This is a genomic window from Deltaproteobacteria bacterium HGW-Deltaproteobacteria-18 (assembly GCA_002841885.1).
In the GTDB taxonomy this organism is placed as follows: domain Bacteria; phylum Desulfobacterota; class Desulfovibrionia; order Desulfovibrionales; family Desulfomicrobiaceae; genus Desulfomicrobium.
The window spans coordinates 60,369-74,721 of the sequence record PHBE01000016.1 but is presented as its reverse complement, the minus strand read 5'-3'; the positions used below and the strand labels follow the sequence as shown (position 1 = coordinate 74,721).

Annotated in this window: 13 protein-coding genes; 5 read left to right on the top strand and 8 right to left on the bottom strand. The window is 60.3% G+C overall.

Going from position 1 to position 14,353, the window contains the following annotated elements:
* Positions 1 to 69 precede the first annotated feature (69 nt).
* From CVU60_14155 to CVU60_14145, 3 genes are all read left to right on the top strand, one after another.
* Positions 70 to 1,962, top strand: a complete 1,893-nt coding sequence (locus tag CVU60_14155) for a molecular chaperone HtpG (GenBank protein ID PKN40819.1) — start codon at positions 70 to 72, stop codon at positions 1,960 to 1,962.
* Between the two features lie 568 nt (positions 1,963 to 2,530).
* Entirely contained in the window at positions 2,531 to 2,914 is a 384-nt protein-coding gene (locus CVU60_14150) for an addiction module toxin RelE (protein PKN40818.1), read from the top strand.
* Positions 2,907 to 3,269, top strand: a complete 363-nt coding sequence (locus CVU60_14145; protein PKN40817.1) for a transcriptional regulator — start codon at positions 2,907 to 2,909, stop codon at positions 3,267 to 3,269. Before CVU60_14150 ends, CVU60_14145 begins: the two co-directional genes overlap by 8 nt.
* Positions 3,270 to 3,358: 89 nt before the next feature.
* Here CVU60_14145 and CVU60_14140 read toward each other — a convergent pair whose 3' ends face one another.
* The gene (locus CVU60_14140) at positions 3,359 to 5,128 is read right to left on the bottom strand and encodes an ABC transporter ATP-binding protein (protein PKN40816.1); all 1,770 of its coding nucleotides are present in this window, start codon (positions 5,126 to 5,128) and stop codon (positions 3,359 to 3,361) included.
* Positions 5,129 to 5,427: 299 nt separating this feature from the next.
* Here CVU60_14140 and CVU60_14135 point away from each other — a divergent pair, with 299 nt between their 5' ends.
* Complete coding sequence (locus tag CVU60_14135) at positions 5,428 to 5,655, top strand: hypothetical protein (protein ID PKN40815.1); 228 nt, start codon at positions 5,428 to 5,430, stop codon at positions 5,653 to 5,655.
* A 99-nt stretch (positions 5,656 to 5,754) separates the two neighbouring features.
* On the opposite strand, the gene CVU60_14130 is transcribed toward CVU60_14135, so the two are convergent.
* The gene (locus CVU60_14130) at positions 5,755 to 6,603 is read right to left on the bottom strand and encodes an ABC transporter substrate-binding protein (protein PKN40814.1); all 849 of its coding nucleotides are present in this window, start codon (positions 6,601 to 6,603) and stop codon (positions 5,755 to 5,757) included.
* 419 nt (positions 6,604 to 7,022) lie between these two features.
* On the opposite strand from CVU60_14130, the gene CVU60_14125 reads away from it, so the two are divergent.
* The gene (locus CVU60_14125) at positions 7,023 to 8,300 is read left to right on the top strand and encodes a hypothetical protein (GenBank protein PKN40813.1); all 1,278 of its coding nucleotides are present in this window, start codon (positions 7,023 to 7,025) and stop codon (positions 8,298 to 8,300) included.
* A 66-nt stretch (positions 8,301 to 8,366) separates the two neighbouring features.
* Here CVU60_14125 and CVU60_14120 read toward each other — a convergent pair whose 3' ends face one another.
* From CVU60_14120 to CVU60_14095, 6 genes are read right to left on the bottom strand one after another with little or no spacing between them, the layout of a single operon-like run.
* Entirely contained in the window at positions 8,367 to 9,062 is a 696-nt protein-coding gene (locus CVU60_14120) for a histidine phosphatase family protein (GenBank protein PKN40812.1), read from the bottom strand.
* Positions 9,059 to 10,171, bottom strand: a complete 1,113-nt coding sequence (locus CVU60_14115) for a metal-dependent phosphohydrolase (protein PKN40811.1) — start codon at positions 10,169 to 10,171, stop codon at positions 9,059 to 9,061. The genes CVU60_14120 and CVU60_14115 overlap by 4 nt, the downstream gene beginning before the upstream one ends.
* On the bottom strand, positions 10,168 to 11,193 hold the full coding sequence (locus tag CVU60_14110) for a hypothetical protein (protein ID PKN40810.1): 1,026 nt from the start codon (positions 11,191 to 11,193) through the stop codon (positions 10,168 to 10,170). The genes CVU60_14115 and CVU60_14110 overlap by 4 nt, the downstream gene beginning before the upstream one ends.
* Entirely contained in the window at positions 11,190 to 12,497 is a 1,308-nt protein-coding gene (locus tag CVU60_14105; GenBank protein ID PKN40809.1) for an AMP-dependent synthetase, read from the bottom strand. Before CVU60_14105 ends, CVU60_14110 begins: the two co-directional genes overlap by 4 nt.
* Entirely contained in the window at positions 12,494 to 13,846 is a 1,353-nt protein-coding gene (locus CVU60_14100) for a radical SAM protein (GenBank protein PKN40808.1), read from the bottom strand. The genes CVU60_14105 and CVU60_14100 overlap by 4 nt, the downstream gene beginning before the upstream one ends.
* Positions 13,839 to 14,285, bottom strand: coding sequence for a hypothetical protein (locus CVU60_14095; protein PKN40807.1), 447 nt, complete (start codon positions 14,283 to 14,285; stop codon positions 13,839 to 13,841). Before CVU60_14095 ends, CVU60_14100 begins: the two co-directional genes overlap by 8 nt.
* Between the last annotated feature and the right edge of the window lie 68 nt (positions 14,286 to 14,353).

The window sequence follows — 14,353 nt, the reverse complement described above, 5'->3', positions numbered from 1 at the left end:
CAGCCCTTGACAACGGGAGCAGGCCTTTTATTTGGTGCAAACAAAATTTCCAAACCAGAAGGAGCATTTATGTCTCAGGCACAACAGTTCGAGTTCAAAACAGAAATCAAGCAATTACTCGATATCATTACACATTCCATCTACACTAGCCGGGAAATATTTCTGCGAGAGCTGGTCTCCAACGCCTCCGACGCCCTGGACAAGCTGCGCTTCGAGCAGGCCCGCTCGGCCGAGATCGCAAACCCCGACCTTGAACTGCAGATATCCATCACCGCAGACGAGGAGAACAGCACGCTCGTCATCGCCGACACCGGGATAGGCATGACCATTGATGAACTGGTCAAGAACATCGGCACCATCGCACATTCCGGGTCCGCCGAATTCATCCGCCAGGCCATGGCCGACCAGGCCAACTCCTCCAACATCATCGGCCGCTTCGGCGTAGGCTTCTATTCGGTCTTCATGGTCGCCGACAAGGTCACCATCCGCACCCGTTCCTTCGATCCCGGGGCCAAGGCCGTGGAGTGGAGCTCTGACGGGCTCGGCACTTACACCGTTGCCGAACTGGAAGAGGACCTGCCGCGCGGCACGACCCTGACCCTGCAGCTCAAGGAAGACGGCAAAGAATTCGCGGAGAAGAACCGCATCACTTCCATCATCAAGAAGCACTCCAATTTCATCTCCTTCCCCATCCTGGTCCAGGGCGAGAAGGCCAACACCGTGCAGGCCCTGTGGCGCGAGAACAAGTTCTCCATCACGCCCGAGCAGTACACGGAGTTCTACAAGTTCCTGACCTACGACCACGAAGAGCCCCTGGACACCCTGCACATGAGCGTCGACGCCCCGGTGCAGTTCTCGGCCCTGGCTTTCGTGCCCCCGCGCAGCCAGGACACCTTCGGCTTCGACCGCGAGAACTACGGCCTGGACCTCTATGTGCGCCGCGTGCTGATCCAGAGCAAGAACAAGGACCTCATCCCTGAATACCTGGGTTTCATGCGCGGCGTGGTCGATACCGAGGACCTTCCGCTCAACATCTCGCGCGAGACCCTGCAGGAAAACCTGCTCATCCGCAAAATCGCCACCACCCTGACCAAGCAGATCCTCTCGCACCTCAAAAAACTCGGGCAGGACAAGGACCGCTACGTCAAGTTCTGGAACGAGCACGCCAAGCGCTTCAAGCTCGGCTACGCGGATTTCGCCAATCAGGAGGCCTTCGGGGAACTGCTCCGCTTCAATTCCTCACGCCATGAGGACAAGAACGGGCTCATCTCCCTGGAGGAATACATCGAGGCAGCCAAGGAAGGGCAGAAGGAAATCTACTACATCTCCGGCCCCAGCCGCGAAGCCATCGAACAGAACCCGCACCTGGAAATCTTCCGCGCCAAGGGCCTGGAAGTGCTCTACCTGTACGAACCCGTGGACGAGTTCGTCATGGACAGCCTGCGCAAGTTCAAGGAGTTCGAGCTCAAGGCCACTGAAAACGCCGATATCACGAACATCGAGAAATACGCTGACCACGCCGAGAAAAAGGACAAGCCCGAGGAACTCTCCAAAGAGGAATCCCAGGACATGGGCCGCTTTCTGAAACGTGTGCAGGAGATCCTCGGCGACCGCATCACCGAGGCCCGCATCTCCAAGCGCTTGAGCCAGAGCCCGTCCTGCCTGGTCAGCCCGGACGGTTCCACGTCCCAGATGCACAAGATCATGCAGCTGGTGACCAAGGACACCTCCATTCCCAAGAAGGTCTTCGAGATCAACCAGGACCACAAGCTGGTCAGAAACCTGCTCTCGGTCTTCGCCAAGGACGAGAAGGACGAATTCGTGGCCACCGTGATCGAACAACTCTACGAATCCGCCCTGCTCATGGACGGCTACCTGGCCGACCCGCACAAGATGGTCAACCGCCTGAACAAGCTGATGGAAGACTCCAGCGCCTGGTACAAGGAGCGGGAAGAAAAATAGGGGGAGAAGAGGCCTCCGGCGGGCAGGGGACGCGTCCCCTGCACCCCATTCATTGTTTTTAATTTTATCAGCTCGGCACTTGTTTATCCATCCGGTTGAAATCGAACTCCCCCTGGAAAAAGCCTTTTCAGGGGGAGTTTCTATTTTTCAAAGACCAAGGAGCCTTGCTGGACGGTTTGTGTTGCGCCGACTGTCTGACTGAGCCAGGCATCGTTGGTTTGTCCGTTGCCCGTCGCGCATCCACGAATTCCCGCCCTGCATGCAACGGTCAAGCCTTACGAGGCCCGCGAAGGAGTTTCGGCGCAACACAAACCGCCCAGCAAGGCTCCGCCGCTTAGCACAGCCATCTCCATCATTTCCCCGCAAACATTCCCAGCACAGCACTCCGATCTTAACTTGCCCGTTTTCCCCATCATTTCCTTACAAAATATACTCTCGACTCCCGATATGTTGACATCACACGAACTGATAAAAAGTGAGTATTTGCGGCGGCTTTGATAGAATTTGCTCATTTCTGCATGAGTACTCATCAAAAACACAAAACATTCCATTGACGGAATAAAATTCCATGATTAAAAAAAAGCTATATTGCTGGGAAGTTGAATTCACAGATGAGTTTGAAATATGGTGGAATACGCTGACCAACGAAGAACAGATTTCCCTGGATGCCTCAGTCAGGCTTCTTGAATTTTTTGGCCCAGCCTTGGGTTTTCCACACTCCTCCGGAATATTTGGTTCCCGTTACGGCAATATGCGTGAATTAAGGACACAATGCGGTGGAAAGCCTCTGCGAACTCTGTACGCTTTCGATCCTCGCAGAACAGCCATACTCCTCACTGGAGGCGACAAGACCGGAAATGACCGCTGGTACGAAGAATTCGTCTCGCGGGCTGACACCCTTTACGATGAACATCTCCGTCAACTCATGGATGAAGGATTGCTCAATGACTAAAAAATTCTCGACACTCAGGGCAGAATTGTCACCGCAAGCCCGAAAACAATCAGCGACTCTGGCCCGTAAGATGCTCAGTGAAATGCCGCTTCATGAACTGCGGCACGCCCGAGGTCTCTCGCAACTAGACCTTGCGCGACTGCTGAACGTACAACAACCCGCCATTGCCAAGCAGGAACGCCGAACGGACATGTATCTTTCCACGCTGCGAAACCATATCGAGGCTCTGGGTGGACAACTGGAAATTCTGGCCAGATTCCCAGAGGGCGAGGTGCGCATCACCAACTTTTCCTCCATTGAAGAAGCGGATGGCCAGAACAACGAAACTCATTCAAACAAACTGAATCACCCCTGATACAATCCACGGAGCCTTGCTGGACACCGGCTTGCCCTCTTCCCGGCAAACCGGACCAGCACCGCCACCATCTTCCGTTTTCGCCACCCTCACTCCCCGCTCTGCACCTGCCACAACCCCGCATAAACGCCACCCGTCGCAACCAGTTCACCATGTGTTCCGCGTTCGACAATGATGCCGTCCACGACCACGACGATCTCGTCGCAGTGCCGCACCGTGGACAGGCGGTGCGCGATGGCCAGGGTGATGCGGTCGGAGCGCAGGTTTTTGAGATTGTTCTGGATGGCCTCCTCCGTACGCGTATCCACGCTGGAGGTGGCTTCGTCCAGGATCAGAAATTCCGGATCGCGCAACAGCGCCCGCGCCAGGGAGATGCGCTGCCGCTGTCCGCCGGAGAGTTTCAGGCCCCGGTCCCCGACCATGGTTTCGTACCCTTGCGGCAAGGCGGTTATGAAGTCGCCGGCGCCGGCCATGTCCGCCGCTCGCATGACGTCATCATCAGTGGCCAATGGCGAACCGAGGCGGATGTTTTCGGACACTGTTCCGTGGAACAGGTAGGCTTCCTGCGAAACATAGCCGATGCGCCCACGCCACGAGTCCAAGGTCACGGAGGACAATGCGCGGCCGTTGGCCAGAATTTCTCCTTCCAAGGGGTCGTAGTAACGCAGCATGAGCTTGGCCAGCGAACTCTTGCCCGCCCCCGTGGGACCGACCACGCCCAGCACGCGGCCGCGCTCCAGGCGCAAATTTATTCCGCACAGGACCTTCTCGCGTTCCGGATAGGCAAAGCAGACATCGCGGATCTCGACCCGTTCAAGTTCCCCTTCAAGCGACAAGGCCTTGGCCTGATCGCGCACCGTGGGCGTCGTATCGAAAATCTCGTTGATGCGCAGGGCCGATGCCTCGGATTGCTGGATCTGGTTGATGAGCATGCCAAAGACGAAAAGAGGCAGAATGAGGCGCATGGCCAGCAGCACGAAGGTGGTGAAATCGCCCACGCTGGGCCCGATGCCCGCGAATGTCATCCACCCGCCCCCGCCAATCAGAAGCGCATATCCCAGCCCCGCCACCCCGTAGAGCAAAGGAACAAACCGCGCCCGTTCACGGGCCGCGCGGATGGCGGCGTCACGGTATTCCTCGGAACGCAGGCGGATGCGGCCGGTCTGGTGATCCTGCGCTGAATAGGCCTGGATGACGTTCATGCCCTGCAGGTTGTTTTCCAGGATGGCGTTGATGTCACCCACGGCTTTTCTTGCCTTGCGGTACTGCGGTGCGACGCGGGTGGCAAAGAAGCGCACGGCCCAGATGGCGATGGGCATGGGAGCCAGGAGCAGCAGCGCCAGATGGTAGTCCATCCAGAAGAGGATGCCGTAGATTCCGGTGAAAGTGATGAAAAGTCGCACGATGCTCGTGGACGTGTCGGAAAAGAAGCGCTCCAGATTGTCCACGTCCCCGGCCAGCACGGCCATGATGTCGCCGGTCTGGCGGGACTCGAAGTAGGACACGTCGAGCTTTTGCACATGGGTGTAGAGTTCCACGCGCAGGTCGTGACGGATTCGCTGCGCCGCCGAATCCAGGGTGTAGTCGCTGACGCTCTGAAACACGGCCAGCCCGGCGAAGGTACCCAGCACCAAAAGACCGGCCCAGGCAAAATCACTGCCTGCCAGCGCATGACCTTCGCGCAAAGCTCCGGCCACAGTGTCCACCACGCGGCCAACCACGATCATGGGCAGCAAGTCGAAAAAACGCGCCCCGGCATTGGCAGCAAGCCCAACGCCGATCCGCCGCGCATGAGGGCGGGCAAAACGCACCAGCCGCCAGAGGGAGCGGCCAAGGGCGGTGTTATCATTATCTTTCATGCGGATTCCTTATGTACTTTTAACTGGCTGCCATAAAAATTCAAAATTCGCAGGACGCACGGTGTATTGAGCATACACAAGCGGCCTGGATTTTTTCGTTGGCACAGCAGATCGCCGTTTTGAGGCGTCCTGTGAAGCATTGAACATGAGTGTGCCCCAATACGCCGACACGAAGTCCATGTCCAATGCTCGTACAATAACCTCTCATGGCAACGCTTGAGCCAGCGCCACCATTGAGCCGTAATAGACATCTTAGCCAACCCCAAACCCCAAAATTCAGGAGCGAATCCGCGACACTCATGATCTGCATGGACGACACCGACAATCTGGAGAGCAAGGGCATGGGCTTTCTCGTCGAGGTCGCATGCCGCGAGATGACGGCCATGAGCTGGAACAGCTATTCCATGATCTCGCGCCACCAGCTCAAGACCATCTGCATAAACGGCAGGTCGACACTTCTGGTCCATCCCTCGAACGGAGACGGGGTTCATGCGGTCCTGGCCAAGGAAGAGCTCAAAAGGTACTGATCCCTCGCTGCTGAACGTGAAACGCCGTCCCGGATCATCCAGAACGGCGTTTCACGTTTGAACCCCAGGCGTTATGCGCCCGGCGGATCAATCCAGATCCTAGCGATCGTACTGCCTGGCGTAGGCCGCATCGTTGTAGAGGCCTTCACCGTACTTGTCCTTGCCGTATTCAACGATGATTTTCTGCCCCGCTTCGGAGGCCACATAGTCGATGAACCTGACCGAAAGGTCCGTTCCAGACGTACCGTCCGCTGGCCGCGTCAGGGCATTGTAAGTGTTCACCAGGAACCTGTCGCCGCGGAAGAGGATCTTGAGATTTGCCATTTCCTGTCTGGCGGCGACCCACGTGCTCGAATCGGTCATGAAGTAGCCGCCCTCCGCATTGGCGCGCCCTAGCGTCGCCATCATGAAGTCCTTGGTCACGACGTACCAGTCGCCGGAAGGAGTCACGCCGGCGTTCTTCCAGGCATCCATCTCCTTCTTGTGGGTGCCGGAGTTGTCACCGCGCGAGAAGAACAGCGATTTTTTCGCGGCGATGCGCTGGTAGGCGTCTGCGGCGTCCTTGGCTGCGGCGATTCCGGCCGGGTCGTCGGTCGGCCCGACGATGTAGAATTCGTTGGAGCCGATGAGCGTCCGCTTCACGGCCCAGCCTTCCTCGACGGCCTTCTTTTCGGCAGCCGGGGCGTGAACCATGATCATGTCGACCTTCCCGGCCTGGAGAAGCTTCAGAGAAGCGCCGGACCCGGCCTTGACCCAGCACATCTTCGCATCGTTGTCCTTGGCGAAATCCTCGGCCAACGCCTTCAGCAGCCCCAGTTCACCAGGGCTCCCCGTAGCCAGCGAAAAAACCTTGGCTCCCTGACCGAAGGTCTCGGTGCAGTCGGCTGCGAACGTAGGCGCGGTTGTCAAAGCGGCCAGCAACAGCGTGAAAATAAAACGCAGCAACATGTCCACAATCTCCTTGTTGACGGTTGTTCAGAGTGAATCAAGTGGCATACGGAATTTGTATCCCCTCTTCATGGCACATGACGAGACTTTTAAGTCAAAAAAGACATAAAAGCAATGACATGTGAAGCCCGGGAGTCTCTGCAGTCCCCCTGTTGACGCCGAACTTTTTTGGTGTGTACTCATGCACTTGAACAGCAGGGAAGTGCTTCGCTGACTCAAACGAGACGGAACGAGACGGCTTGTTTGTCGTGAACACGGAAGGCTCCCATGTAAGGACATGAATCGAATGCTCCATCAATGGGATCTGACCGGAATGCGCGAGGCCCTCGCTGTCCGCCCGGGAAAAGAGTCGTACGCTGCCATGACGGGGCTCGCCCGACAGCGCTCTCAACCCTCACATCAGCCAAGGACAATGCTGCATGCGCCCCATTCCCGGTCGCCCCATCCGCCCAGCCGGATTGACCCTGCTCTGTCTGTCCAGCTCTCTGGCCCTGATGCTCGTCAGCCAGTTTTCCGTCTTTGACGGCCCTGGCGGTCTGGCGTTGATCATACCCTGGCTTGCCGTGCTGGCAATCCATGTGTTCATCGGCCCCGTGGCGCTGTATGCGACCCGCAAGCAGGGCCCGTCACTCTTCAAACCATTTATCTATCTCTATTTCCTCATCTTTGCCGGGGCGCATGTATGGCTGTTCATCCATGGTTCAGGACTGGACCGGGAGGCTCAGACAGTCTGGCAGCGTCACAGCAACCCTCTCGAAGCGGAATTGCACGCAACGCTGCAGGGATTCGAGATGCTGAAGGCCAGCAAGAAAGTTCCGGATCCCGGCCAGGTCGCAGTCGCTATCCAGTTCGTTCGGCGCGGTGCCGACAGCAACTTTCGTGGACTGCACTCCAAGCCTTTTCTGCTCCGGGCATGCGCCCTTGGCCAGGATGAACTCGCCTTGGCCATGCTGCAGCACGGCGCGGAAGCAAGTGTCTCCGACAGTTCCGGCGTGACCCCGCTTCACGCCGCGGCAGAAATGTGTTCGCCAGAGGTGATCAATGAACTGCTGCGCCGCCAGGCTGCAATCGATGCCCGCGATGCCTGGAAAAACACGCCACTAATATTGGCCGTGCGGGCGGGAAGGCTCGACAACGTAACGGCCCTCCTGAAACACGGTCCGCTCGTGGATTCCGTGGACCAGAACGGGCAGACGCCGCTTCTCGAAGCCGTCGCCCGCAACGACGCCCCGATGATACGTGCCATCCTGCTGGCCGGGGCGGACGTCAACACGCGCGACCTGAGAGGCCGTTCTGCGCTGGCCGTGGCGGCGACCGGCTCAAACCCGAACACCGCCCGCATCCTGCTGGAGCATGGGGCGGTGCTCAATACACCGGGACAAGGGGGATACCTTCCGCTACGCGAAGCGCTGCGCAAAGGCAGGATGGATGAAGCGGACGCACTTCTGAAAATCGGTGCGGACGTGAATGCGACCAACGCCGAGGGGGATTCTCTCCTTGCCGAGGTAGCCACCTTCAGTGTTCACTACAGCAGCAGCGGCTCGACGGGTAAGCACGGGATCATGGAATGGCTGTTGCGCAACGGCGCTGACCCTGACGGTCGCGACCGAAATGGAAGGACCGCGCACGAACTCGCGTTGCGGATGGGAGACGATGAAAGTGTCCGATTGCTTCTGCAGGCTGGCGCGAAGCACTGAATGGTATCCACGGGATCTCCTATCGAAGGGACAAAGGATCCCAGGTGCACGAGTGGGAAATCCCGATCACGCCTTGAATGAATCCTCGGTGCCTGAAACTGGGACCTCATCAATGCGAAGCGTTCTTGATGACAACGGACCAAGGGCATCGACGAAAGCATGTTGCTCATACGCCCGAAAATTCATGACCGAGACCCGAAATGACTCCGGCCCGGCGTGCAGGATGTTGACGCAGGCGTAGTCCTGCTCCAGGCGGAACAGATTTTCAAGCTGCATGCCCAGGATGCGACACAGGATCACACGGTTGACCCCGCCGTGGGCCACGATGGCCAGGGGTTCTTCCAGATCCGCAGTGGTCTCTTCGAAAGCCGTCCAGGCACGACGCTGCACGTCGGCGAAGCTCTCCCCTCCCGGTGGACGGAATCCTGCGAGGTTACGGCCGCGAGCCTCGTAGCGGCCGGGAAAGCGCTCGCGCACCTCGTCCACGGTCAGCCCTTCCCAGGTACCCAGTGCTATTTCGCGCAGATCCGGGACGGATTCCGGCACAATTCCCAGAGCCGCACCGATGATGCCCGCGCTCTGAACGCAGCGCGACAGAGGGCTGCACAGCAACCGTCCCACGCCTCGTCCGGCCAGGAATCCGGCGACGGCGGCGATCTGCTCCCGCCCGCGGTCCGTCAGAGGCAGGTCCGTCTGGCCCACGAACCGGCGTGGCAAGGACTGGGTGATCTCGCCGTGGCGGATGAGATAGATGACACTCATGGCAGAACCCCGGCGAGAATGGCCTCCACCTCGCGGCCACAGATCTTCTCGATCATGTCCCGCAGGGCCAGGGCGTTGCGCAGGCGGCCACGGATAGCGTCGCAGGCCTCCTCGTCGCAGCGGTACAGGTTCAGCTTCTCGCCGAAACGGTCCTCCACGGCAACGCGGCGGTCGCAACGAACCAGCTTGTCCGCCAGGCAGACAACCTCCTTCTCCGTGAGCACGCCCGAGACGGGCGGCGGAACATCCCGATGGGCGGCCACGATGTCCGACAGCCCACCGAGTCCAAGGCGCCCCAGCAGATCCCCGCCGGCGGCCTCATGCCCGGGCCAGCCCTTGGCTACATCGTGCAACAGCGCGGCGTTGTGAATCAGATTCAGATCGAGATTCCCCCCATGCCGGTTCAGTTCCCCGCCCAGACGCAGGGCCACGGCGGCCACGGCCCGGCCATGGGCCACGCCGCGTTCGGGCATGGACAGTCCGGCCAGGGCCAAGGCCTCGTCGTGATCGCCGACGCGCATGCGAGCGGCCCGCCCCCGCAGCACGAAAAAATCGTCCGCCGTATCGGCGTCCAGAAGAATTCCACGGTCCCAGACCGGAACGTCCAGGGCGTCGGCCCGCTCCAGGACGGTCTGCAGGCCGCAGCTGCCGTCGTGCTCCCGGATATGCGGGATCAGCTCCGAGGGGATGAGGGGCGGATGGCCGCGCTCGCCGCCGAAGACCGGATAGGCCACGCGGCCGTCATAGGCGTCGAGAAGCAGCTCGACCGTGGCCGGACGCACCAGCGGGATGTCCACGGGCAGAACGAAGAACCCGTCCCGGCCAGGTCCGGAGGACACGGCCGCACGCACCGAGGAAAACATGCCCGCCTCGTAATCCGGATTGTGCACGGTGTGGATGCCGAGCCTGCCCGCCTCGGCCCGGACCTCGGGGGCGCGGTGCCCTGTCACGGTCAGGATCCTGTGCACGCCGGCCTCGCGGAAGAGACGCACGCAGCGCTCCAGAACGGTCATGCCGCCAAGATCCATGAGTGGCTTGAAATCACCCATGCGCGAGGAAAACCCGGCCGCCAGGATGACGGCACCGAATCGTACCCCGTCCACGTTCATTCAGACAGCCCGGCCCGCTCGCTGATCAACTCGCCAACGATGCTGACCGCTATCTCTTCGGGGGTGTCGGCTCCGATGGGCAGACCGATGGGACAGCGCACCCGCGCCAGATCCTGCTCCGTGAAGCCCGATTCAAGCAGGGAACGGTACACCGCATCGCGCTTGCTCCGGCTGCCGATCATGCCGATGTACCCGGCACCCGTCCCCAGCGCCTGGGCCAGGACATCGCGGTCATGCAGATGCCCTCGGGTGACGATGACCACGTAGTCGTCAGGGCCAAGCTGGCCCAGGCAGCCGTCGAAATTCCCGAGCACGCGCACTTCGCGCGCTTCGGGATAGCGCTCGACACTGGCAAACTCCGAGCGGTCGTCCATGACCACCACCTCGAAACCGGCAAAAGCCCCGACCTTGGCCGTGGCCAGGGCCACATGCCCCGCGCCGACCAGATGCAGCACCGTAGGCGCGATGACGGGTTCCGCAAAAACGTGCACGCCATCCTCTTCCAGACTGAACGACTGGCGCGTCTTGACGGCCTTGCGTGCCAGCTCCGCTGTCAGTTTTTCGGGCAGTCCGGCTCCCGCCAGTCCGTCGCGAAACGTCCAGACGGCCAGCACGGGAGCCTGCTCCGGCGGCATGACGGTAAGCAGCACCGGCCTTTGACTTTCATGACGAAACTGTTCGATTCTTTCGAAAAATGGCAGATGCTGCGCAGAGACCCGCTGCAGCAGCACCTTCACCGCTCCCCCGCAGACCATGCCTGCGTCGGCGGCTTTGACGGAGCTCAGGTCAAAGGACAAGAAATGATGGGTTTCGTTCCCTTGCAGCATTTTTTCAGCCTTGGCCTGGCACGCGCCCTCGACAGCGCCTCCGCCCACCGACCCGAAAATGGATCCGTCGGACAGCACCAGCATGCGCGCCCCGGAAGTGCGTGGAGCCGAGCCAGAGCTCTCGACGATACCGCAAAAGACAGCGTCTTCCCCTTTTCGAAGAACATCTATGACAGACTCAAATATATCGCTCATGAACAACTCCCGCGTTTATCAAGGATGGTGCGTTTCAAGGTGTGCGACGGGGAAAAGAACTCCACCGCCTGCGCGGGCCCTGTCTCGAAGCTGTGGCTCTGTATGGCCATGTGCAGGGCAGGGACCGAATTCAGGGCACGGTGAATCTCCCGCTCCAGTCGCTCATGCCCCGGTCTGGCCAGGAATTCAACGCTGATTGCATCCCTTCCTGCCGAACGTGTCAGGGAGGCGCGATAATCAAGCAGGCCGTCGAGGCCGAAGAGGACGTCATCGAGGTCCTGGCTGGCCACGGAGAAACCTCCGGCAAGCTGGCAGGCCCGGCGCCGTCCGCGGATATCGCACAGCCGCGCAGTGACCCCGCCGCAAAGACAGGGCGACGTTTCGAGACTGGCCAGGTCTCCGGTGCGGTAGCGCAAGAGCGGCATGGCCTGGCGGTTCAGGGTGGTCACGACCACTTCCCCCACTTCGCCTTCGGGCACTACGTCGCCTGTGCGCAGATCGACAATCTCGATCAGCAGGTCGGACTCGCGCATGTGACAGCCCCCGTGCGCCTTGCATTCCACCCCCCCGGCAAGTCCCGTCTCGGTAGTGCCGTAGTGCAGAAAAGTCTCACAGCCGCAGACTTCCTCGATACGCGTGCGCAAAGATTGAGGAGCGTAATCCGAGCACAGGAGCATGGTGCGGACCAGACCGTGCGGCAGAACATAGGCGAGGGCCAGAAGATGCTGGGGCAGGCCTACGATGCTGGTAAAATTCTCGTCCCGAATGCGCGCGGCCAAGGCCTCAAAGTCTGTCGGCGGCCAGACGCCTGCGCATTCCACGCCACCTCGGGCCAGGGCACGGATGAGCAGATCACCGGTACTGTCCGGCAAGGAGAAAGGAAGCAGGGCCAGCACCCTGTCTTCGGAGGAAACGAGCGAGAACATGCCGTGCTGAAAAAAATCGACGGTCGAGTCAAGGTCCTCGCGCGTGAAATGCAGTCGTTTGGGAGTGCCGGTGCTGCCGGAGGTCTGCAAGGTGATGATGCGGGCCACTTCACACTGGGAAACGCAGAGCAGTTGCTGACCGTGAGCCGCCAAATCCGTGTTGCTCAAAAAGGGAAGACGCGCAAGGTCGGCGCTGGAGCGCAGAGAATCCGGGTCCAGTCCCGCCAGGCGTTCACGATACCAGGAGCTCTTTTGACGCGCATGAGCCACGGTTTTTCTCAGGGCGCCCATGCGGGCGGCCTCGATCCGTTCCCGGTCCAGGGGCCAGGCAAGACCAAGACGTCTGGCCGACATGGCGTCCACGCTGCTTGGCTTCATACGTGCCCGCGATACAGGCTGCGGCCGTCCCGGGCCGTCAGGTTGAAGGCGCAAAAAGGGATGAGCCGCCCGTCAGGCTGGGCCACGTGAATACAGCAGCCCTGCAGCCGTTCCAGGTTGAGGGTCCAGGCATCCTGAAAGGCCATGCCCGAAATGGTGAAGGTGTGCGTTCTGGCCCGCGCCAGAAAGCGGTCCAGGTCATTGCCAATCCCCGCAATGGACTCCGTGCCTGGGGGATCAGACGGCGCAGCGGAGGCGCAAGGAGCCGACCATTGCCGGGCCGTGACGCCGATGGATTTGAGGGCTCCGGCTTCGGCCGGTTTTGGCGTGCAGTCGCAGGAGCCGCTACCAAGGCGCATGAGCTCGCCGTCTTCGCGCGTCATGTACTTGGCCGAAAAAGAACACAGGGCATGCTCGCAGCCCGGAGGCAAAAAATCTCCCGCCCTGACCTCGCCGCCGCTTTGTTCGCACAGACCGGTCATCACTTCGGGCAGGGTGACGTGATCCGGGGAAAAATCAGCGGGAAAACGGCCGAAATAGCTCATGGGCTGAAAATGGACGCCGCGCACATGCGGCTGACGCTCAAGCCCGAACCGGACGATATTCCATAGCTGATCGGTGTTCACCCCGCGCGCCACGGTCGGCACGAGCACGATGCCAAGGCCCGCCGCAGCGGCATGATCCATGGCCTTTTTCTTTATCTCCAGCAGATCCCGACCGCGAAGGGTGCGAAAGACCTCGTCGAGAACGCCGTCAAACTGCAGAAAAATCGACGACAGTCCGGCTTCGGCGAGCTTTCCGGCCAAAGCGGGGTCTTCGGCCAGACGCAGCCCGTTGGTATTGAGCTGCACAAAGCCGAATCCGGCACGTCTGGCCAGCCCAACGATTTCCGGCAGATCGTCGCGTACGGTCGGCTCTCCGCCGGAAAGCTGCAGATTGCATCCGCCGGTGCGGGCCATGGTCTGCTCGAACATGCGCCGCAGGATGTCATGGTCAGGGTCCGGTCCCGCTCCCCCGCTGTCGGCAAAGCATACCGGACAGTGCAGGTTGCAGCGCGAGGTGATCTCGACCAGTGCCGTGCAGGTTCGCTGGGCATGGCGCCCGCACAGGCCGCAATCATAAGGGCAACCATTGCCGACCGCTTCGCGGACGCCGCCGCCAAAAGGGATCTTGGGCCGCACCCAGCTTGAAAAAGCCGGTTCACCGCGCCAGACCACGGTCGAATACTCTCCGTGCTCGGGACACCTTTTGACCATGTTGACAGTACCCCCGTCCTGCACCAGCTCCCCGCTCACCCGGTTCAGGCATTCAGGGCACACACTCCGGATGGAACCCAGCACCTTACCCATGGATATCGCTCGAAGGATCAAATCCGTTTTCAACCAGAATTGTCATGGCCTTGCCGAAGCACTCGGACACAAGACCGCCGCAGATGGACGCATCCGGCTTGCCGTCGGGCACGATGGCCGAGCAGGAGATGCCCCCGAAACGCTGTGCGGCGTACTCCTCATACCATTCGGCCAGCTCCGCGAGCATGAGGGGCAACCTGTCATGGGCCTGCTCCTGCGCGGTCCCTTTTCCGGCATGATAGGCGACAAGGCAGGCCGCGCCCGTCAGGGCCCCGCAGGCGCCCTGCGGCGAAGAGAAGCCCACGCACAGACCGGACATGGCCCGGATGAGACCCGGATTTTCAACGCCTTGCATCTCCAGCGCCATCTGCAGAACGATTTGGGCACAGCAGAAGCCCTGGGTGTGCAGGCGCAGGATGTCGAGATCGTATTCATTCATGTCGGCCTCGTGTTTTTTTAAATTCAAAAGCTTGTCGTGTCGCTCGAATTGCGTTCCATAGGTTTTAT

Bases quoted from the DNA above. Each gene is read 5' to 3' on its own strand.
- CVU60_14155 (PKN40819.1), top strand. From the start codon at position 70: ATGTCTCAGGCACAACAGTTCGAGTTCAAAACAGAAATCAAGCAATTA.
- CVU60_14150 (PKN40818.1), top strand. From the start codon at position 2,531: ATGATTAAAAAAAAGCTATATTGCTGGGAAGTTGAATTCACAGATGAG.
- CVU60_14145 (PKN40817.1), top strand. From the start codon at position 2,907: ATGACTAAAAAATTCTCGACACTCAGGGCAGAATTGTCACCGCAAGCC.
- CVU60_14140 (PKN40816.1), bottom strand. From the start codon at position 5,128: ATGAAAGATAATGATAACACCGCCCTTGGCCGCTCCCTCTGGCGGCTG.
- CVU60_14135 (PKN40815.1), top strand. From the start codon at position 5,428: ATGATCTGCATGGACGACACCGACAATCTGGAGAGCAAGGGCATGGGC.
- CVU60_14130 (PKN40814.1), bottom strand. From the start codon at position 6,603: ATGTTGCTGCGTTTTATTTTCACGCTGTTGCTGGCCGCTTTGACAACC.
- CVU60_14125 (PKN40813.1), top strand. From the start codon at position 7,023: ATGCGCCCCATTCCCGGTCGCCCCATCCGCCCAGCCGGATTGACCCTG.
- CVU60_14120 (PKN40812.1), bottom strand. From the start codon at position 9,062: ATGAGTGTCATCTATCTCATCCGCCACGGCGAGATCACCCAGTCCTTG.
- CVU60_14115 (PKN40811.1), bottom strand. From the start codon at position 10,171: ATGAACGTGGACGGGGTACGATTCGGTGCCGTCATCCTGGCGGCCGGG.
- CVU60_14110 (PKN40810.1), bottom strand. From the start codon at position 11,193: ATGAGCGATATATTTGAGTCTGTCATAGATGTTCTTCGAAAAGGGGAA.
- CVU60_14105 (PKN40809.1), bottom strand. From the start codon at position 12,497: ATGAAGCCAAGCAGCGTGGACGCCATGTCGGCCAGACGTCTTGGTCTT.
- CVU60_14100 (PKN40808.1), bottom strand. From the start codon at position 13,846: ATGGGTAAGGTGCTGGGTTCCATCCGGAGTGTGTGCCCTGAATGCCTG.
- CVU60_14095 (PKN40807.1), bottom strand. From the start codon at position 14,285: ATGAATGAATACGATCTCGACATCCTGCGCCTGCACACCCAGGGCTTC.